The organism is Chitinophaga sp. 22308, from assembly GCF_052045305.1.
GTDB lineage: Bacteria > Bacteroidota > Bacteroidia > Chitinophagales > Chitinophagaceae > Chitinophaga > Chitinophaga varians_A.
Genome location: NZ_JBQEOP010000004.1, coordinates 853,626 through 874,228, shown reverse-complemented (window position 1 = coordinate 874,228; position 20,603 = coordinate 853,626). Strand labels below are relative to the sequence as shown.

Here is a 20,603-nt window from a genome sequence, read left to right as displayed (position 1 = left end):
TGGCATAGCCAGCTCTTAGTTCGTATAGCCATTATAGTTATACACACTAAAAGGTTTTAGTAGACAATAAAATCCTGATCCGGGACGTAGTGCCAGTTATGTGACAGTGATGATCCGGGAAAATGGTGTTTTTAGGTAAGCACTTGGCTTAAGTGTTCAGATAATTGGTCGCTGTTTTAGATTAGATGTTGTTTTTTTTGATTTAGATGATGCAAAAACCTTTTAAGCACAATATTGGAAACCTGGTCCGGGAGGACCGGGCCTATATCGTCGCTTCACGAGTAAGGTAACGTAACCTGGCTGGAAAATAATGACGCCCAGCCTGCGTCTTTCCTTCATTAACTCTAACAAGTTCCACTGCTTCGGTTGATGGCTGCGTCCTGCAGCCCTGCATTTCATCGTTCCTTTCTACGGCTCTCCAGTTGACTTTATAAACGCGTTGTGGACAGTGACATACTTTTTATGCGATCAGTCCGATATGTATCATCGAATGGCCTAAATTATGAAAAAATTGTTAAACTTTTCAAGAGCAGATATATATGATTTTTTATAATCTATATTCTCTACTTATCAAGAACTTTTCACTTTTTTTATCTTGTACTTATAATAAATGTCCGTTTTAATATTGAATTAAATCATTAAAATCTACTTAAAATAGCGCGGGTGCTTTCCTTATCTTCGCCCCTGTTTTGATTTATATCCGATCATGAAATTATCCGCTTTTCTCTGCAGTATTTTCAGCGGCCTGTTGTTATGGCTGGCCTGGCCTACCATGCCTCTGACCCCGCTGGTCTTCATTGGTTTCACACCATTATTATACCTGACTGAAAAAGTACATCACAGGGGAAAATATTTCGGATGGATATTTTTCTCTTTGCTGATATGGAACGTGGCCACCACCTGGTGGGTGGGCAACACCACCGTACCGGCCAGCGGCGTATTTGCCAACAGCTTTAATGCCCTGCTGATGAGCATTCCCTGGCTGGCCTACAAAAACAGCCGCCGGCGCCTGCCGGAAACGATGTCTTATTTTGCCCTGATCGTATATTGGCTCACGTTTGAACTGATACATCAGACATGGGAACTAAGTTGGCCCTGGCTGGTACTGGGCAACGCCTTCGCCCTGCGGCCGGGATGGATACAATGGTACCAGTTTACCGGCGCCAGCGGCGGCACCCTCTGGGTGCTGCTGGCCAATATCACCATCTACCAGGTATGGAAACGGGCACGGATATACGACCTCAGCTGGGACCAGCTGCTCCGCCAGGAAATATGGAAACCGGCAGTGATCATCCTGCTGCCCCTGCTCTGTTCCACATTCATTCATCCCACTCCGGACAACCCGGCACAAAAAATCGGTGTGGTAGTGGTGCAGCCCAACATTGATCCCTACGATGAAAAGTTTACGGCCAGCTCTGTGATGCAGCAACTGGAAAAGTTCATCCGTCTTTCGGAATCCAAAGCAGACAGTAATACCCGTTATATCGTATGGCCGGAAACGGCCCTGTTCCCCCAGGGCGCCTGGGAACACCAGTTGAACTACCAGCCTGAGATACAGGCCATCCGCCGCATGCTGCAGCGATACCCCAAAGCCAAAGTGATCACCGGTGCTGTGACCATGAAACAGTACCGCGAACCAGAGGAGGTACCTGCCACCGCCCGCCGCATGGAAGACGGTACCGCATGGGAACCATTCAACACCGCCCTGCAAATTGACACCTCGCAAAACATCCAGGTTTACCATAAATATGAACTGGTGCCTGGCGTAGAGTTAATACCCTATGTACGGTACCTCTCTTTCATGCAAACACTGGCGCTGGATTTTGGCGGCATCACCGGAGGCTATGGCCGCACGCCCGGCGTTACCCTGCTGACCAACCCGGCAGACAGCATCAATATATTCCCTACTATTTGTTATGAGTCTGTTTTCAGTGATTACGTGGCCGACCATACCAAATCCGGCGCCGACCTGCTGATGGTGATCACCAATGACGGCTGGTGGGGCCGTACCGAAGGTCACCGGCAACATCTGCAGTATGCCCGCATACGTGCCATCGAAACCCGCAAATGGGTAGTGAGAAGCGCCAACACCGGCATCTCCGCGGTGATAGATCCCGCAGGCAACGTGTACCAACCGCAACCCTACTGGGAAGAAGCCGTTTTTAAGGCGGATGTAACTCCCAGGCGGGAACAAACGTTCTATGTCAGAAATGGCGATCTTCTGTCCAAAGGAGCGGTAATATTTTGTATCTTGTTGCTGCTACATGCTTTTATTTCACGATTTATTCCCGGCTTAAGACATGCGGAAAACAACGGATAACGGAAACAGCCAATACGAGGACCAGGGCAGCGGCCCGGTGATAGTGCTCATTCACGGTTTTGCAGAAAACGCCCATATCTGGGACATCCAGCAGGCCTATCTTAAAGACCGCTTCCGCGTTATCATCCCCGATCTTCCGGGTGCGGGAAATGTACCTTTGACAACACCACTGACCATGGAATCCATGGCAGATTACGTGTATGCCATCCTGTTAGCCGAAAATGTGGATAAAGCAACGATCATCGGTCACTCCATGGGCGGCTATGTAGCCCTCGCGTTCCTGGAGAAATACCCGCAGCTGGTACAGGGACTGGGGCTGTTCCACTCTACCGCCACCGCAGACACCGAAGAGAAAAAAGAAGCCCGGGGAAAATCCATCCGGATGATACAACAATATGGCGCTGAAACATTTGCCAGACAAACACTGCCCAATATGTTCAGCCCAAAGTTCAAAACCGCGCAGCCTGGCCGTACAGACGCCTATGTACAAATGGGCATGCAGTGCTCCAGTGAAGCCATGATAGCCTACTATGAAGCTATGATGCAGCGCCCGGACCGCACCAGCATACTCAAAAACACAACGACACCTGTGCTGTTCATCATCGGGAAAGATGATGCAGCCGTACCGACAGACATCATATTGCCGCAGATAACCCTCCCCAGGGTAAGCAGCATTCATATTTTTGATGAAGTGGGACATATGGGCATGTGGGAAATATATGAAACCGCCAACCTGGTCTTGCAGCAGTTCGTGGAGTTCTGTCAACTTTGACAAGACTTTTATCACCACAACCAAAATCGCCCTGTTTTGAAGAAAATAACTCTTCTCCTGATATGTTTTGTATGCACCCTTCCTGTGTATGCCAGCCATATTATCGGCGGCCAGATTTTCTATAAACTACTTCGGTCCGAAAGCGGCATGAACACCTACCAGGTGACACTGAAGCTATACCGCATCTGTGAAACCGGCGAACGCATTGCGGAAATGCCCAGGAGCGTTATCCTGGCGTCTTTCGATAAAAAAGACAACGGCTATGTGGCCCAATACCCGATTGACCGCACCGCCTTCGAAGTTAAATCAGCCACCCAGATAGATCCCTGCATCGTCAACCCGCCTAAAATCTGTTTCCAGGTAGGTACCTATGAAACCACCATCACGTTGCCCAGTAACGAAAAAGGATACACGATTGCCTTCCAGAGCTGCTGCCGTGATCCTTTTATGATGAATATAGTGGCCGAACCTATTCAGGGATCTACCGACCGCGGTACCGGCGCCACCTATTTCGCAGAAATCCCCGGCACCGCCAGCGGCGCAGTAGATCCTGTGACCAACACCGTAAAAAACTCCAGCCCCGCTTTCAATAAAGAAGAAGCCATCCTGGTATGCGCCGACAAAAAGTTCGAATACGATTTTTCCGCATCGGACATCGACGGCGACCAGCTGGAATATGAATTCTGTGATGCTTATAAAGGCGGTGCGTTGACGCCGCAAAACGGTATCCCTCCTATGGCAGAGAATCCTCCCTATGATTTTGTGCAATACGTTTCCCCTTTCAGCGGTCAGTCCCCCCTGGGCGCTAAAGTCACCATCGACCGCAAAACCGGTATGATCTCCGGTACCGCGCCCGCCGCCGGGAAATACGTGGTGACCGTCTGCGTCAATGAATACCGCAACGGGAAAAAAATAGGCACCCTCCGCAAGGACTTTCATATCACGGTGACTACCTGTGTAAAACTGGTGACTGCCGCCATGCCGGAAAAATACGCCGACTGCAGCAGCCTTACCATCACCTTCATCAATAACAGCACCTTAGGCAAACCCTACACCTGGGATTTTGGTGACGGCACACCGCTGCTGACAGTCACTTCCCCTGACCCTCTTCCACATACCTATGCCCAGGAAGGCACCTATCACGTAAAACTGTGGGTGGACAAAGACAGTAACTGTGGCGACAGCGCGTTGGCTACCGTATACGCCTATCCAAAATTTGATCCGGACTTTAGCGTTGCCGGCCTATGCACCGAAAAACCCTCTGCATTCACGCCGGATGTAACGCGGGTAGACCGCGGCCTGGTATCCTACTACAAATGGGATTTCGGCACCGGCAATGCCGATGATACCACCAACACGCCCGCTCCCCGGTTCCAGTACAAACAACCAGGCACCTATAATGTGCAACTGTTTGTACGTTCTACCGTAGGCTGCGAAAAAAATATCGTCCATCCGTTTACCGTATACGACCGGCCGCCGTTCAGCGCCACTGCTGATACGCTGCTCTGCTACAGGGACAGCCTGCATCTGTGGGCCGCTTCCGATATGCCCGGCACCTACCAATGGACACCGGACAACTATAAAATACTGAATCCCAATACGCCCAATGCCATCGTATTTCCCAAGGTAGACACGGCTTACACCGTTAAGTTCACCGACCAACAGGGATGCACCAACGAAAAAAGAGTAGCGGTAGACGTAAAAGACTCGCTGCTGATACAGACAGTGCCCGGCGACAGCACCGTTTGTACCGGTGATGAAGTCCATCTCTCCGTAAAAACAGACGGCGCCTATGCGTATCAGTGGACCAACCTGGGTGGCAACCAGGTGGTCAGCAATCTGATAGATGCATTTGTGACGCCGGCGCCTCCGCAGCAGACCTACAGGGTGCTGGCCAGCCTTGGGAAATGTTTTACCGCCGATACCGTTAGCCTGAAAGTCGTGGATCCGCCGAAAGCCGTCGCCTACCCGGATACCACCATCTGTTTCGGTATGCCCGTTCTCCTGCGGGCCGAAGGCGGCTCTTCTTACAGATGGAGCCCGTCCTTCTATGTGAAAGACCCTGCCCTGCCCAATACTTTTGCCTATCCCGTTGACACTACCCGCTTTACGGTAACGGTGACGGATACACTGGGGTGCCCTAAAAAAGTGACCGCCAGTGTGCTGGTGAAGGTAGTGCCCCAGGTACATGCGTTTGCAGGTAACGACACGATCGTCATGCTCAATGTACCGTTCCAGTTACAGGCTACCGGAGGCGTGCGGTATACGTGGACACCGGTCACCGGTTTAAACAATCCTAATCTCCCTAATCCGGTGACGTTGATCAACCGTGACGTTACCTATACCGTTACAGCCTACAGCCAGGAAGGATGTACCGGTACCGACGATATCTTCATCCGTTTTATTGCAGGCCCGGAAATCTATATCCCTAATGCCTTTTCACCGAATGGCGACGGGCTGAACGACGTATTCCGGCCGATACCGGTAGGCATGGTGCAAATGGATTTCTTCCGCGTGTTTGACCGCTGGGGAAAACTGATGTACGACAATACCACCTATATGAAAGGATGGGATGGCAGGGTTAATGGTCAGCCTGCGCCTGTAGGCACTTATGTATGGGTGGTACAAGGCAGGGACATCAACCAAAAAACTGTGCTCCGGAAAGGCACTGTCACACTTATCAGATAAATCTGCTGACAGGTAGCTCATTAGGTATTCCGATATTTAATTGCATATAATCAACTCACCTCAAACCCTCTGTAGTACCGGGAAATAATACCTTATCCGACTGAACCGGGTCTGCTTTTTTTTTGTTAAATTCAGATAGCAGTACCCCGAAATATGAAGAGCACCCTGTTACTGGTACTTGGCTGCTGTTTGTTTCATCTCCACACAGCCGCCTACCACATCATTGGTGGCGAAATTTATTACAAGACGATAGGTATGAGTGGAGATAATTCCCGCTACCATTATCTCATCACCCTTAAACTATACCGTGACGCAGACTTTACCTGCGGCGACCGGCAGGGTTGTATTGACAGGTTTGAAAACCCGGTAGCGGCCAACGTGTACACTGCCAATGGCACCCGCGTAATCTCTTCGGTATACCTTTATATCAGTAAAGTAGTACCTCTCATCGATACACTTAAAAACCCCTGCCTTGCACCACAGGCGCAACACCTGGAGGTAGCCTTTTATACTGCCACTATAGACCTGGCGCCCATCCCCGGAGGGTATTACGTGGCGTCACAACGCTGCTGCCGGGGAGAGAAACTAACCAATATATACGATTCCGAACATGAAGGCTCTACTTATTATACCATCATTCCAGGTACGGAATCCAGGCCTAACAACAACAGCGCCTATTTCAACAAGGACTCCGCTATCGTGATTTGCAATAAGATGCCGTTCAAAATAAACTATGCCGCCTTTGATGAAGATGGCGATAGCCTGACCTATCATCTCTGCAGTGCATTGACAGATGGTACAGTGAACAATGAAACCAATTCCACCACCCCTCCGCCCTACAATGCCACGGTACGGTACATCCCACCGTATTCAGGTGCCAACCCGATGGGCGGCAGCCCGGCCATTACCATCGATAACCAGGGCATGATCACCTGTACGCCCGACAGGCCGGGCAAATTTGTGGTCACGGTATGTGTGAACGAGTTTGACAGGGTGACCAAAAGATTACTGGGCACCCATAGCAAAGATATCCTGCTCACGGTATTTGACTGCACTACCAGGATTGTAGCCGGTTTTCCGTCGGTGCTCAACAACTGTGCTGAATCACCCGAGCTACAGGTGGCATTCCCCAATTACAGCGTGGCGGGTTACACGTCTTCCTATTACTGGGCCTTCGGAGATGGTACAGACACCACCACAGACAGCAAAACTATTTTCTTTCATCAATATCCCGACACCGGTGTATATAAAGTAAAACTGGTGGTCAATCCTCACCTCTCCTGCAGCGACAGTATTACCGGAGAAGTACACAACTATCCCGGGTTACGGGCTGGCTTTATCAGCAGCGGGGTTTGCAAGGGAGACCCCATCAACTTCAGCGACACATCTTCTTACCGTTGGGGCAATATTATCAGCCGCACCTGGGAATTTGGCATAGCTGACAGTGTACTGGTCACCGGCAATACCCGCGACATCGCGCACCGGTTCGATAAAGGCAACCTGTACACCGTTTCCCTCACACTACATACCGATAAACAATGCGATAAAACGGTCACCCAAAGCATACGCATATACGAAGTATTTCCCTTTGCCGGTAATGATACCATTCTGGCCAAAGGACAGACCATGGTCATGCAGGGCAGCGGCGGCGATCTTTATTCCTGGCAGCCTTCCGATGGCCTGAGCGATCCCGGCATAGCGCACCCGTTGCTGAACTATAACAAGGATATAACTTATGTGCTGCGGGTATCCAATCAGCAGGGCTGTACCGGGTACGATACCGTCAGCGTAAAATATTATACCGGTCCGGAGATGTACATCCCTAACGCTTTTACGCCTAATGGCGATGGTGTTAATGACCGCTTCCGCTTTATCCCCGTGGGCATCGTCAATTATAAATTCTTCCGGATATTTAACCGCTGGGGACAGGAAATCTATTCCTCCACCGACTTCCGAAGCGGCTGGGACGGCACTTACAGGGGAATGCCCGCTCCGGTGGACACCTATCTCTGGATATTGCAGGGCACTGATTTTAACGGCCGGGAGATCCTAAAAAAGGGAACTGTCACGCTCATCCGTTGACTATCGGAAAAAGTATCGTTTTTAGGCAATATCACGCTAATTTTACAGTATTGTTTCAACAGGCATTCACCTATTGGTGAGCGCCATCAATCAGATATTATGGGAATCGTTCTTATCACAGGTGCTACCGCTGGTTTTGGCCAGGCATGCGCAGAAACATTTGCTTCAAAAGGATATGATGTGATCATCACCGGCCGGCGCAAAGAGAGGCTGGAGGCTTTACAGACACAGTTATCACAGGAGTACGGCGCCAATGTGCTGGCGCTGAATTTCGATGTACGCGATGAAAAGGCCGTACAGGAAACACTGCATGGTATTCCAGAAGAATGGAAAGCGGTAGACATACTGGTCAACAATGCCGGACTGGCCGCGGGCCTCAGCACCATTGATGAAGGAGACCTGGATGACTGGAACAATATGATGGACACCAATGTAAAAGGCCTGCTGTACGTATCGCGTGTGGTGATTCCGTGGATGCGTGCCCGTACTCACGGCCATATTATCAATATCGGTTCTACCGCCGCCAAACACGTATATGCCAAAGGCAATGTGTATTGTGCCTCCAAAGCCGCTGTAGACGCCATCACACAGGGCATGCGGATAGACCTGCTGCCTTACCGGATCAAGGTGACCGCCATCCATCCCGGTGCGGCTGAAACAGAGTTCTCCCTGGTACGTTTTAAAGGCGATGAAGACAAAGCGAAAGACGTGTATAAAGGCTTTATCCCGTTGAGCGCCAAAGATGTGGCCGATGTAGTGTATTACTGTACGTCGCTGCCGCCGCATGTGTGTATCAATGACCTGGTGTTAACACCACTACAACAGGCCAACGCTTATTATATAGATAAAAATTAACACGTTTATGTGAGTACATAGTTAAGTGCGTTTTTCTATATTTGAAATCATTAATATATTTTTTACATGCCCTATGTGTAAAAAATTTATACCAATGCCATCATCAGACTAAATTCGAGACGATAAGACTATCCTCTTACTGAAAACCATATCCCTATGCTTACGTTCTTAACTATGTACGTACTGCGCCTGTATTATCCAAGATGGAAAGCACATTGGCGCCTTTATTTCGGAAAGTCCCGCAGAGGCTCTTATGGCCGCTGGGCATCCCGCAAAGACTGGAGTGAGGGTTATAGCTGGAGCTATAGCTGACTGAGTAAGAAATTATCAAAAGAAAGAGGGCCGGACGAATGTCTGGCCCTCTTTCTTTTAGAGATTTTGATATTCAGATGGTCACCCGCTCATACACAATCTCACCCTTACGGGTATACGCAATTAATATGATTTTGCTGTCAACCGCTCCAGCCACCGGATAATTGGCGTATACGCTGTCTGCCGTTAATGCCCTGCTGGTAAGCGTTTGCCCTTCGGGCGATTTTATCGCTATCCCAATGCGGCTACGGAAATCACCCTGCCATTTCACCGGTTCGTCCCATACAATCACCACCCGGTCGTCCGGCATGGTCACGATCTGCGGATGCTTGGCCATCGGAGCCTTGCTCAGCGATTCTTTCTGCGTATAGGTTTTACCGTTATCTTTTGAAGAAGCATAAAAAACACCCTGGCCGCCGCCCATGGTAAACCAGGCAAAATGCAGCCCGTTTTTATTGGCTGTAAGGGCCGGCCCGGTATGCGGGCATCCGTTCACCACCCAGTTATCTGCGCTGATACGCACCGGCTCACTGAAAGACCTGCCGCCATCCACAGACACCTGGTGTACCATGTCGCGGATGGAATCGTTGATGATATCACGATAAGCCACATGGATATCGCCATTGCCGGCCACATACAAACGGGTACGGCAACACTGGCACACTGTATTGGCAATTGGCTTTGCAGCCTGGAAACCGCTTCTGCCATTCGTCACAGCCCAGTACAGCGTGGAACCCTCTGCTTTGGTGTCCTTACGGTTGTCCAGCCAGATAGCCGCGGCTTCGCCGTTGGGCAACAAAGCCATATCAAAATAACGCTGATCATACCCGGCCGTATCCGTCACCAGCGGCACCGGCGCTCCCCAGGTACGGCCACTGTCAGCCGATACCGCGTACATCACCTTTCCGGCGTACTTGTTCCGCGGATCATGCTGCTCTACGCCAAACAAGGCAATGACACCGCCATCGGGCTGAAACAACAGCTTAGGCAGATTTTCCGCATGAGGGTATACGCCGGCAGTGGAAGTTATTTTTACCGGCGCTAAAAACGTATGCCCGTTATCGTTAGATACGGCATAATACATCATGCCGGTGTCAGCAGTGCTGTCTTTTTCCACCCAGCTGATCACGGTACGCCCCCGGGCGTCTTTGGTGATATATGGACAAGACGCGTCCTTACCCGCCTGCGACAACACCACCGCACCTGCCGGCACCGCGTCTTTAGGCCGGCATGAAGCCATTCCCAGCAAAGCAATAGCGATATATAATATTCTTCTTTTCATGTACATTTTTTTATTTCCTGCCAACAAATGTATAAGCCACGCCAAAATTGAATGTCTGCCGGGGACCTACACGATAACTCTTGCCATACGCAGATTTTTCTGCTGTTGTTGCGTATAACTGGTCGCCTGCATTCATACAGTTCAACCAGCATTCAAATCCTTTCCATTGGTAGCCGGTACGGATATTAAACAAATCATACCCCCTATACCAGGCCGTATTGGCGGCATCCATATAGTACCCGCTGATATGCTGCCATTCGCCGCCAATACGGAAACCTTTCAGGAAAACAGGTTTCCAGGTGATCTCAGTATTGGTGATCCATTTAGGCGCACCATTCATATCATTATGATCGTATGTTTTTCCATTCTCCGTATAGGCGTCGAAGATATGACGCGCATAGGTACCGCTGGTACGTAAGAACACTGATTTAACTGGCGTATAACGGGCATTCCATTCTATGCCGCGGTGTGTGGTGGCGCCAGCGTTCTGGTTGGTGTAAGAACCGTCCGCATCACGCACACTCACAATTTCATTCGTGCCTTTCATCTGGTAGATGCTTACATCCACATAACCTTTCTGTTGAGCGAAAGCAAACCACCCACCAGCTTCGTAGTTATCATAGGTAGCGGATTTCAGCACCGGCACTTTCACCCCTCTGTACAGCTCGGAAATATTAGGCGGCGCAAAACCTCTGCTATAGTTGGCATACAGGCCACGATTGTGTTGCAGGTTATATGTCAGCCCCAGCTTGGGCGTCAGTGCATTAAAATTGTTTCTTTCACTGGGAGCGCCGGTAAAGGCAGATGGCGGCAGGTAATTATCAAAGTTATAATCCATTCTGTCGTACCGCAATGCTGCCACCACCCGCATGTTCTCCACAGGGGCAAACGCAAACTGAGTGTATACGGCCGTATTCAGCAGCCCCACCCGGTAGTTGGTCAACAGGGAGTCTGTAGTCTGATAACCAGTATAATAACCGGCGGCGTTTTTCGTGATATCGATGTAATCGGCATGATAGGTAGCGGGGCTGTAATCCGCACTCACACCGGCTATCAGCGATGCTTGCCGCCAGTTAAAATCTTTTTTATGCTGTGCTATTATCCCATAGCTGTAAAATGCATCGCTGTTGATTTCTCCTCTCGCCTTCAGGGTATTACGGATATCTTTTATCGCATAAAAAGGGTTTTGTCCAATGGTACTGTGGCGGAAGAAGGCGGTCATGCTGGTATGATTGCTGGTATTCCAGGCATGCTCCAGTGTACTGCGGATACGCAATGCTTTTACCTCACGATAGCTGAACGTCTGAAAGTTCGTATAGTCTTTGGCGTAGAAATGGGTGCTGTCGAGGCCGCCCGTCTGGTCTGTTTTATAATTAACCAGTGTGGCCGTGGTCGTCCATTTGTTATTTTCATTCAGCTGCACGTCTGTACGGGCGGTGACAGCGAGCTTATGAAAGTCGCTGTGGTCCATATAGCCGTTCCGCTGGTCTGCATAATAACCGCCTACATAAAAGCCGGCTTTGCCTTTGGTATCGGACACACTGAAATCAGTGCGTTTATATCCCCAGTTACTGGCTTCCAGCTGCACTTTCGCAGTAGGCACCAGTGTAGGCGCTGCCGTGATAAAATTCACTGCACCGCCTACGGCTTCGCTGCCATACAGAGAGGAAGCCGGGCCGCGGATCACCTCAATATTACGCAGCGCCGCCATATTGACTTCTATCAGGGCATTATGGTTGAAGTCTCCCACGGTGCGGATGGGGATACCGTCTTCGAGATACAGAAAAAGGCTTTTATAACCGATAGGCTGACGGATAGCCATGGTATGTTGTTCATTTCCCAGGTCCACCATGTATACACCGCTGACTTTATTGAGCACTTTATCCAGGGTAGTGGCTTTGGTTTCCTGTAGTGTTTGCGGGGAAATGGTGCTGATGGCCACCGGTGCTTCTGTTTGCCGTTGTTTTTCCCTGGAAGAAGAAATGATGACTTCATTCAGGTTGGTAGAACTCGCTTCCAGGTAGATGACCGGCATTTGGGCTGCCGCTGACGCGGCTATTTTCCGGGTGATATAACCCACATAGGATATTTTCAGGGAGTCAGGGCCTGCTGTAGCAGGCAACGTGTACTGTCCCTGTGCATTACTCGTACAGCCTTTTCCGGCTGCCATCAGGTTCACGCTTACACCGGGCAGGGCTTCCCTTGTCCTTGCATCCGCCACGCGCCCGGCCAGCTCCTGGGCATAACTTGCCCGCATCGCCAAACAGGCGATGAGCAGTAAATAAATTTGTTTCATCAGTTCGTCAGTTGGATGTATGCCTTCGCAGGCGCACATCTTTGGTTTGTCAGGAAATACCAGGCTTCATCAGGCCGGTCGAAAAGCCTGTTGATATCTGGTCCGGAACTTTAGCCCGGAAAGGATGGACATGCACGCAGACGGACCGGTACGATCATTTGATCGTCAGGTCATCTAACTAAAAAAGCATGCTAAAACGAGTGGTCAACTCAGGGACTGCGGCGGGTGGAAAATTGTATGGACGGGAGTTTCGAGGAATGGATCGGCGTAGAAGATGACGTGCGCCACAGGTGCTGCAGACGGCGCTGTGAGCCGCTCAGGCAGGGCATTGACAAACATTACTTCGTAACGTTCCTTGTTAATGTTGCTGTTTTTGTCCTGGCTGGCATCGCGATCCAGTTTCTTTTTCAGGTAACATTTACCATTACAATGCATTTCGGGCTTATTGCGGTTTTCGCAAAGCACCTGTGCAATAAAGGACTGTTGCGCCCTGAACTGCAGCACTATGAGGCTTTTGCTGAAAGTCTGCAGCAAGAGGCCCAAAGAAATGCATATGATGAGGAAATATTTCACGACACAAACTTATAAAAGAAATGTTAAAGAGAGCATGATTTTTATCAGAGTGGCTGTTAAGCATCGTCAGCCTTTTTGTTCAACATCGCCCGAAGGGCAAAAAAAATCCCCGGGGCAAAACCCCGGGGACACACTATTATAGCCGTATCTGTTAATTAACTATTGCGACAACACAAAGCGGAAGGTAATACCTCCTCTGGTATTCGTAATCGGATAAGCAGTCGAAATAACCGGGATCGTCTGCCTGCGGTCGTAGAAGAAACGCAGGTTCAGTCGGTTATTCACCACATAATCGATAGACGGCGCAATGCCTACCACCTTCTGACCACTGGTAGGAATTACCAGGTCGGCATCCAGACGGTTATTGGCCGTTTTATCATCCCGGAAGCTCAGGTCCAGCCGGAAGTTAAGATCATTCTGCAGACGCTTGCCGCCATTTTTACCTACGGCAAAAGGCAATTGTAACCCTCTTACACGGTAACCGGCACCGATCACTATTTCGCTGGAACGTAATTCGGTCAACTGGTAATCGATGAGGCTGAGGCTGAGTGAACGGCTTTTCCTGAATTCCACCCGCGCATTGAGGCTGTTGGTAAAGGTGAGGTCCACGCCCAGCAAAGGAGAGAACTGCTCTGTCAGCGTCAGGTTGGGCACCAGGAAGTACGGATAGTAGTTGCCGGATATCGTATCTCTGAACGCCGGGTAACCCGCCAGTCTTGGATCTTCATAATACATGGAGGTATTATAGGAGTTCATCGACAACGAACCGATATATCCGTGTGTAAGCGTAAAGTTGGTCAGGAAGCTGCGGAAAGGTTCCAGCTTGGTCAAACCATTATACGTGATACGCCAGTTGGGCCTTGGCACATAGTTCCTGAACGGATTGGACTTCACGGTATTACCCGGTCCTTCCAACAGACCGATCTTGTCTGGCGACTTGCCGGTGTAAGCCGCAAGGAACGCAGGGATCAGCACGTCCTGTGCATATCTCGTATAGCCGTACGCGTAAGTAGGATCTTTAGGATCACCTGACGGCACACCCGGGTCCTTATTGTATGGGTTTGCAGCACCAAGACGTTTGGAAATAATATTCCGGTAGGCTTCAAAATTGCGGAACGTTTCTGATACGCCATTGGCCGTATTGATCTTACCAAACATCGTTTGAATAGCGATGTAGGAGATTTCAAAACCACCGGCATCATAAGGGCTCAGATGCTGGAAGCCCATATCAACACCGTTAGAGTCCACCAGGTTTTTATACAGCTCTGTATGTGTTTTGGTGAACGACTTGGTCATGCTCAGATCGATACGCAGATCGTTGAACGGCTCCAGTTGCGCCTGTAAATCCCAACGTTGGGTGTACTGCTGCTGGAACTGTATGTTCAACGAAGGGTCACGGGTGATGAGGCCTTTCTTCGCAAAATCATCCAGCCATTTTTTGTCCGGTTGCTTACCCAGCACAAAACCAATACCCGGCGCCATGGACTGCCAGTTCATGCCCAGCACTTTGGTGCTGTCCAGGTAACCAGGCAGACGCGTACCGGCGTTTTCGTTATAGTTGAACCCAACTCTCTTCAGTGCCATCAGCGCTTTCAGTACACCTTTCACCCATGGGTTGATCTCATCGGAAGATGACTGGTTATTATTTTGCTGATCTTTCTGTTGATTGTTGTTTTTGTTCTGTTGATTGTTATTGTTATTGGAAACAGGCTTGCGGGTGTTGATCTGTCTGAGGAATTTGGATTTGTTGTACAGTTCCACAAACTTAAACTCAGCAGTCATCGTTTTCTGCATACTGTTCTCAATGGCGTTGCCCAGGTAAAGCGCCAGTCGGGACGCGCCTGTCCAGCGGTACTCTGTACTGTAACCGATGGCCACGTTGGTCCAGCTCAGGGCCGGGAACTTGGCAGTAGGCAACGTATACGTGAAGTTGGCATTATGCATGTAGTTCACGGACCGGCCACCTTTAAAGAAGTTACGCCAGATGGTATCCTGTTTGGCTCCGGTATTGATCCTGCCTGCCGGTTCATCTACACGGTTATTGCTCACCGCGTTGAACTCTATATTAAGGCTGCGGGTCAGGTCCCACTTCAGGGTATAGTAACGGTCAAAAGTGAAGTACTTGTCATATGTTTCGGGCAACTGGTATTTCACGTCGCCCCCTACGTTACGGATACGGGAAGCGCCGAACTGACGGATAATGTCTGCGCGGAAACTGATAATGGACGGTACATAGTTGACGTTGAAATCGCGTATGAGGTCCAGCCAGTGTGTTTTTGTTTTGATCAGTTTTTTGAACGGCTCGATATATTTCGGCTGACCAGCGAAGTTGTACCCGATACCGCCGCGGTGCTTGGTCAGCAGATCACTCTGGATAAGCGGATTATGACGGTTGATCTGCGAGAACGAGTAACTGACGTCAAAGTTCTCGATATCCCACAGGTGACGCTTGCCCTGCCGCATATTGAGCTTCCGGACGTTGGTAAAGTTCAGGCTCGTGATAGAGGTAAAGTCCTGCGCATTTTTGCGGATGGAGTCACGCTCCCATCTGGACCTCGCCAGCGCGAGCTTGTCTTTCAGTTTAATATCAAGGTCATAAGGATCATATTCCGGATTGCTGACTGACTGTGAATAACCGGCATATACCGGGATGGACATGCCTGTTTTCTTCGGCAGCAGTTTACCCAGATCGAGGTTGGCCGCAGCGTCGTACTGCAGGAAGTTGTCACGGAAACGTTCATTCACTCGCTGGTCGATATTACCGAAACCGGCCGTGTGCATGTTTCCGGACAGCGAGAGGGTGCCAAGGTCGGCCAGTTGCAGGTCCAGTCTGCCCAGGGCGGCATAACCGCCTTTTTCATCGAAATCAGATAGGCGCAGTTCATCAAACCATACTTCCGCGGAATGCGGCATGCCGTCGTCTTTCGGGTTCGTCACACCGATCATCATGGTGCGGGCGTCTCCGAGGCTGGGGTTACCTACCACAGACATGAAGTTGCCGAATTCGTCGGCCACCGGCGTCATTGGGTAAGGCAACAGCGGAGAGCAGGAATCGCACATGTTCCTTTTCTGTTTCAGCTGGCTGAGGCGCTCCATAATGAGCTGCATATTATTGCCGTCGGGCCATATTTCAATAGGTGATTTGGAATTCCAGGCAGTTACTTTCAGCGGAATGCGGTATTCGTAGTAGTTGCTCACAAAGTCGCTGCCGATACGGATCACGGCCTGCATCTGTCCGTCTTTCAACGCGGTGGCGGAACCTACGGCTTCTGCGTGGACATACATTTCCATTTTCTTGTACTGGCGCAGGTCCATGTTGAGCGTTTTATACAACGCGCGGGTTTCACCGTCCTGCAGGTTGCCTACCTGAACAGACAAAGACTGTTCATTCAGCTGCAGTGTAGTGTTATTGGTGCTGATAGTATTCTGTCTGACCACTCCCGGCGGCAGCACGTAAGGAATAGGGCTGCGGGAAGAGTTTTCTTCAATATTAACGGCAGAAGAGTTAAAAGTGGTGGTCTGGTCCAGCGGTATAGGATCACCGGGTTTCAGTTCGTACATATAACGGCGCCACTGGCTGCGTACCAGTTCCAGTTTGGCGAAACGCACTACCACCGGATCAGCAAAATCAGTGAGGAACATACGCATGAAGCGGATGGACTTGAAGTCGGGAATGTTGCCCACTTTTGAATTGAACTGGTTCAGTGGTACTTTGAACTGGTACCATGTTTCGGTGGTTTTCTGACCGTTGGGCAGATCTACCGGCGCATCAATTTTATCCACGATATAGTTGGTACCTACGGTCATACCCGGTTTGAGGTCTACGCGGTACTGGAAGTATTCTTCCGTTTCGTTCATGGTGTTGTCCCTGTTCAGGTCTTCTGATTCAGGGATATTGGTGGCTGCAGTAGAGAAAGTGGATTTCGGGTCAGACACCGGTGAGTTACCTTCCGGATTGCTGTAATTTTTATAGCGCTCCAGGATACCGGCGCGGGCAGCGTCGTAATCGGCGTTGCGGTAATGCTTATAGTCGTCGTTGGCCGGGTCCCTCTGTGCCTGTTGAAATACCGGAGAGCCACCGAAGTTCATCGCCATCGTGTCCATATACTTTCTGAAGAAAGCTGCTTCGTCAGAAGATTTCAGACCGTCATACCCCACGTCCTGGTAGGAGCGGATGTTGGGGTCGTTATCGAAAGCCTGTGTGATCTGTTGCTGGAACTTAGGCTGACGGCCCCAATTGGAGGAATCGATTTTATTCGGGTCCTGCCGGGGGTCGGGCATACCGTTTTCAAAGAATTTCTTCGAGTCTTTGAGGATGTCTTCAGAAACGTTACCCAGGTTGAAGTAGAGGGAACCTCCGTTGCTACCGGGTGTTTTAATGAAGGGGTCCTGGATCCAGAACTCGATATATTCGATATTGGCTGTTTCAAAGTCGCTGTTGTCGATGGCGCGCATGATACCGCCCCATCTTGTTTTCGGGCGGGCCAGTTTACCGTCGCGGTCCATAGCCGTGGGGCTGCTGGTGAAGTTGTACGGGCCTCTTTCTGTCGGATAGTAGGCCAGGTCAAGGGTACTGAGCTGGCTTTGGCCGAAGTCTGTAGACCGGTTACGGAACACTTCTTTCTGGTAAACGAGCCTCACGCGGGGATCTGACTGGTCATCCACGGTGATGCCTGCCGGCAGGTTGGGTGATTTCGGTAACTGAAGGGTAGGTTCCAGGATATACCAGGCCAGTTTAGCCCTGTTTTTACCGTATTCCAACACGTTGCTTACTTCCGCTTCGGGGAATAATATGCTGCCCGCCGCGTTGGTGGCGCCTTTCGGCGTGGAGGCCAGCGCCCAGCTGGTAGCCGGGAATTTCAGGTCATATCCGCTTTTCACGCCTTCAAAGTCATCGATATAAGCGGTACCCTGTTTGCTGCCGGCCTGGTTGATCAGTTTACTGTGACCGGGGAAGAGGCGGGCCACCTCACCGGTGAACAGGACGCTGGAAGGTGCCGTGGTGCTGTAGTTGGGCAGTTTATCGAGGAAGCGGGTCAGGCCTTTCCATTCAGAGGCATAGTTCACATCGAGGCCTACCATCGTGTTTTTGATAGGGTCTTCCCCGTAGTTCACTTTCTGGTAGTAGGGTCTTTCCGTCATGCGGACGATCGTACCGCCGATACTGAGTTTGTCATTAACGAGGTAATCGAGGCGGGTACCGAAGTAGTTCCGCACCTGTTGTCCGAACAGCGCGTTGTTTTCAAACTGCACGTTGATCGGTACGCCGGAATTGAGCACCCCGCCGTTGATGATTTTGAGCCTGCCGAGGTTATAGTCGATGATGTAATCCACGTTTTCCCGCAGCAGCTGGCCTCCGGCGGTAACCGTCACGGAGCCTGGGGGGATGGTGATACCGCCGCCCAGGTTGATTTCCGATGAATTGGCTGATTTATAGGAACCACGGATCACGTAGCGGTTCAGTTGCGGGAACTGTTGCGCCACTACCTTAATGGAGTCGTACAGTACGCGGTACAGGTATTGTTTTTCGAGTGTACCGTCACCGCCGAATGCTTTCTTGAGGCCGTCAGCAAAAGGTTCCAGCATGGGGAACATGATCTTGCCGGTCAGGGAGTTGATCGTATATCCTTCCACGTAATCAAACACACCGTCCGGCTGAGGGTCCAGCTGGTTATTGAGGCGGTCCAGGTTTAGCACCGTGATGATGGGAGCGCCGGCATAATCGCCTTTGGCGTCGGGGAGGTAGCGTTTATCGCTCGGGGGCCTGCCATCTGCGCCGGGGTCTTTATAGAACACGTCCATTTTAAAGTCTTCCTTGTTTACCTGGAAGGCGCCGGTAGCGTAGACGTTTTTCATCATCAGCTTCCAGATAGGCAGTGCCGGACGGGCAGATGTGGCTTTGAGCAGTTTCAGGAACAGTACCGGGGAGTTGGCGCTGTTGTTCTGGTCTGGCGGTACGTCCTGTGAGAATTCACCCACCTGGTAGGTACGGCCGTTGTAAGTATATTGATAAGCCACTGCCAGTACTTCGTCTGGCTGCAGCTGTTGGTTAAGGGAGATGAAGCCCAGTTGTTTGTTGACCGTATACTCTGTGGAATCCAGTTTACGGGCGAATGTCTTTTCAAATTCCGATACCGGTTTAAGCCCCAAAGCCAGCAAACGGCTTACGACGATGCTGGTGTTACGGCTGGAGGGGTCGCTGATCAGGCTTTCATACAGGTTGTTGGTGGCCCTGTCTGGCAGATGCGAGCTGGTGTTTACCCTGATCCCCGGATTATAGGGTTTATATTCCCCGAGGTCCATCAGGCCCACGATGTCGCGGGTTTGAGTGGTGGCCCCTGTTTTATTCGTCACCCACACCTCGATCCTGGTGATATTGGACAGGGAGCGGATAATGGGTAGGTTAGACATTGCATAGTTGAAGGTGTCGCGGTAGAACTGTGCCAGCAGGAAGTGCCTGTTGTCCTCGTATTCGTCGGCCCGGATGTTATAGTCCTGCACCATGGTGCCGCCTTTTAGCATGAGGTTCTGCTTCTGCGATTTCTGGTTGGACAGTACGCTGGTGACGGTGAGGCGGCCGAACTGCAGTTGGGTTTTCACCCCGAAGAGCGACTGTATACCGGATATCAGGGAGCTACGCAGGGGAAAACTTACGTTACCGGCTTCTATTTTCTTGATAATTTCATCGTTATAGCCGGTATATTCCAGTTTCACCTGGTTTTCAAAATCGAAGGTAGACTGGGTGTTATAATTGGTGATCAGTTTCAGTTTATCCCCGATGCGGCCGGTCACGTTCATGTTGATGCCCATGTCGAAGTTGAACCCTCCGTTTTTCCGGGCTTGTTCCACCAGTACCGGGTTTTTGATGTTCTGGCCCTGGTAGCCGAAAGTGAGGTCCAGGCTACCCTGGGGACGGATATCCACTTTACTGCCGCCAAAGATGCGGTCAAAGAGATTGCTGCCGTTATACAGCTGCGGGCCGTTGCCCCGTTGGTTCAGGTTACCCAGGGCGCTGGCTCTTTTCTGCCAGTAATTTCTTTCACTTTGCGCTGACTGGAGCTTATAGAACTCGTCGAAGTTCATATAAGTGGGGTTACGGTAATTCTGATTACCGATTTTCTCCGTAACGGTGTATTGCTTGGTAACGGGATCGTATTCTACTGTTTTGTTGATGTTGGCCGGGTCGTTCAGGTCTATAGCATTCCTGGACGCCGGATCAGCTATACTGGGGCCGCGCCTGTCCTTCAGGGGATATTTCAAGGTATCTTTCTTCCCGGTAGTATCGATTTTGGTATTACCAGTAATTGTGGTATCCGACTTCCAACTCGTTCTGCTCAAAAAATGAAAATTCCCGGATCGTTCCCTTGCGGCGGTGTCAACAATGATAAAAGATACAATTCCTATTACTGCAAAAGCGCCATAA

10 protein-coding genes are annotated in these 20,603 nt (G+C 50.4%); 6 read left to right on the top strand and 4 right to left on the bottom strand.

From position 1 onward, the window contains the following. Positions 1-706: 706 nt before the first annotated feature. The 6 genes from lnt (at position 707) to ACTJJS_RS19615 (ending at position 9,029) form a co-directional block, all read left to right on the top strand. Entirely contained in the window at positions 707-2,320 is a 1,614-nt protein-coding gene (gene lnt / locus ACTJJS_RS19640) for an apolipoprotein N-acyltransferase (RefSeq protein WP_440664943.1), read from the top strand. Next, a complete protein-coding gene (locus tag ACTJJS_RS19635) occupies positions 2,301-3,092 on the top strand; it encodes an alpha/beta fold hydrolase (RefSeq protein WP_440664942.1) in 792 nt (263 codons plus the stop codon). Before lnt ends, ACTJJS_RS19635 begins: the two co-directional genes overlap by 20 nt. A gap of 36 nt (positions 3,093-3,128) precedes the next feature. After that, a complete protein-coding gene (locus tag ACTJJS_RS19630) occupies positions 3,129-5,780 on the top strand; it encodes a PKD domain-containing protein (protein ID WP_440664941.1) in 2,652 nt (883 codons plus the stop codon). 153 nt (positions 5,781-5,933) lie between these two features. Continuing rightward, the gene (locus ACTJJS_RS19625; RefSeq protein WP_440664940.1) at positions 5,934-7,862 is read left to right on the top strand and encodes a PKD domain-containing protein; all 1,929 of its coding nucleotides are present in this window, start codon (positions 5,934-5,936) and stop codon (positions 7,860-7,862) included. Between the two features lie 99 nt (positions 7,863-7,961). After that, positions 7,962-8,717, top strand: a complete 756-nt coding sequence (locus tag ACTJJS_RS19620; protein ID WP_440664939.1) for an SDR family NAD(P)-dependent oxidoreductase — start codon at positions 7,962-7,964, stop codon at positions 8,715-8,717. A 156-nt stretch (positions 8,718-8,873) separates the two neighbouring features. After that, the gene (locus tag ACTJJS_RS19615; protein WP_440664938.1) at positions 8,874-9,029 is read left to right on the top strand and encodes a hypothetical protein; all 156 of its coding nucleotides are present in this window, start codon (positions 8,874-8,876) and stop codon (positions 9,027-9,029) included. A 73-nt stretch (positions 9,030-9,102) separates the two neighbouring features. On the opposite strand, the gene ACTJJS_RS19610 is transcribed toward ACTJJS_RS19615, so the two are convergent. The 4 genes from ACTJJS_RS19610 to sprA form a co-directional block, all read right to left on the bottom strand. Further along, on the bottom strand, positions 9,103-10,311 hold the full coding sequence (locus ACTJJS_RS19610; protein WP_440664937.1) for a sialidase family protein: 1,209 nt from the start codon (positions 10,309-10,311) through the stop codon (positions 9,103-9,105). A gap of 10 nt (positions 10,312-10,321) precedes the next feature. Beyond that, on the bottom strand, positions 10,322-12,607 hold the full coding sequence (locus tag ACTJJS_RS19605) for a TonB-dependent receptor (protein WP_440664936.1): 2,286 nt from the start codon (positions 12,605-12,607) through the stop codon (positions 10,322-10,324). A 204-nt stretch (positions 12,608-12,811) separates the two neighbouring features. Beyond that, on the bottom strand, positions 12,812-13,180 hold the full coding sequence (locus tag ACTJJS_RS19600; RefSeq protein WP_440664935.1) for a hypothetical protein: 369 nt from the start codon (positions 13,178-13,180) through the stop codon (positions 12,812-12,814). A 159-nt stretch (positions 13,181-13,339) separates the two neighbouring features. Continuing rightward, complete coding sequence (gene sprA / locus ACTJJS_RS19595; protein WP_440664934.1) at positions 13,340-20,518, bottom strand: cell surface protein SprA; 7,179 nt, start codon at positions 20,516-20,518, stop codon at positions 13,340-13,342. Between the last annotated feature and the right edge of the window lie 85 nt (positions 20,519-20,603).

Bases quoted from the DNA above. Each gene is read 5' to 3' on its own strand.
- ACTJJS_RS19615 (WP_440664938.1), top strand. From the start codon at position 8,874: ATGCTTACGTTCTTAACTATGTACGTACTGCGCCTGTATTATCCAAGA.
- ACTJJS_RS19605 (WP_440664936.1), bottom strand. From the start codon at position 12,607: ATGAAACAAATTTATTTACTGCTCATCGCCTGTTTGGCGATGCGGGCA.
- ACTJJS_RS19620 (WP_440664939.1), top strand. From the start codon at position 7,962: ATGGGAATCGTTCTTATCACAGGTGCTACCGCTGGTTTTGGCCAGGCA.
- ACTJJS_RS19635 (WP_440664942.1), top strand. From the start codon at position 2,301: ATGCGGAAAACAACGGATAACGGAAACAGCCAATACGAGGACCAGGGC.
- lnt (WP_440664943.1), top strand. From the start codon at position 707: ATGAAATTATCCGCTTTTCTCTGCAGTATTTTCAGCGGCCTGTTGTTA.
- ACTJJS_RS19610 (WP_440664937.1), bottom strand. From the start codon at position 10,311: ATGAAAAGAAGAATATTATATATCGCTATTGCTTTGCTGGGAATGGCT.
- ACTJJS_RS19625 (WP_440664940.1), top strand. From the start codon at position 5,934: ATGAAGAGCACCCTGTTACTGGTACTTGGCTGCTGTTTGTTTCATCTC.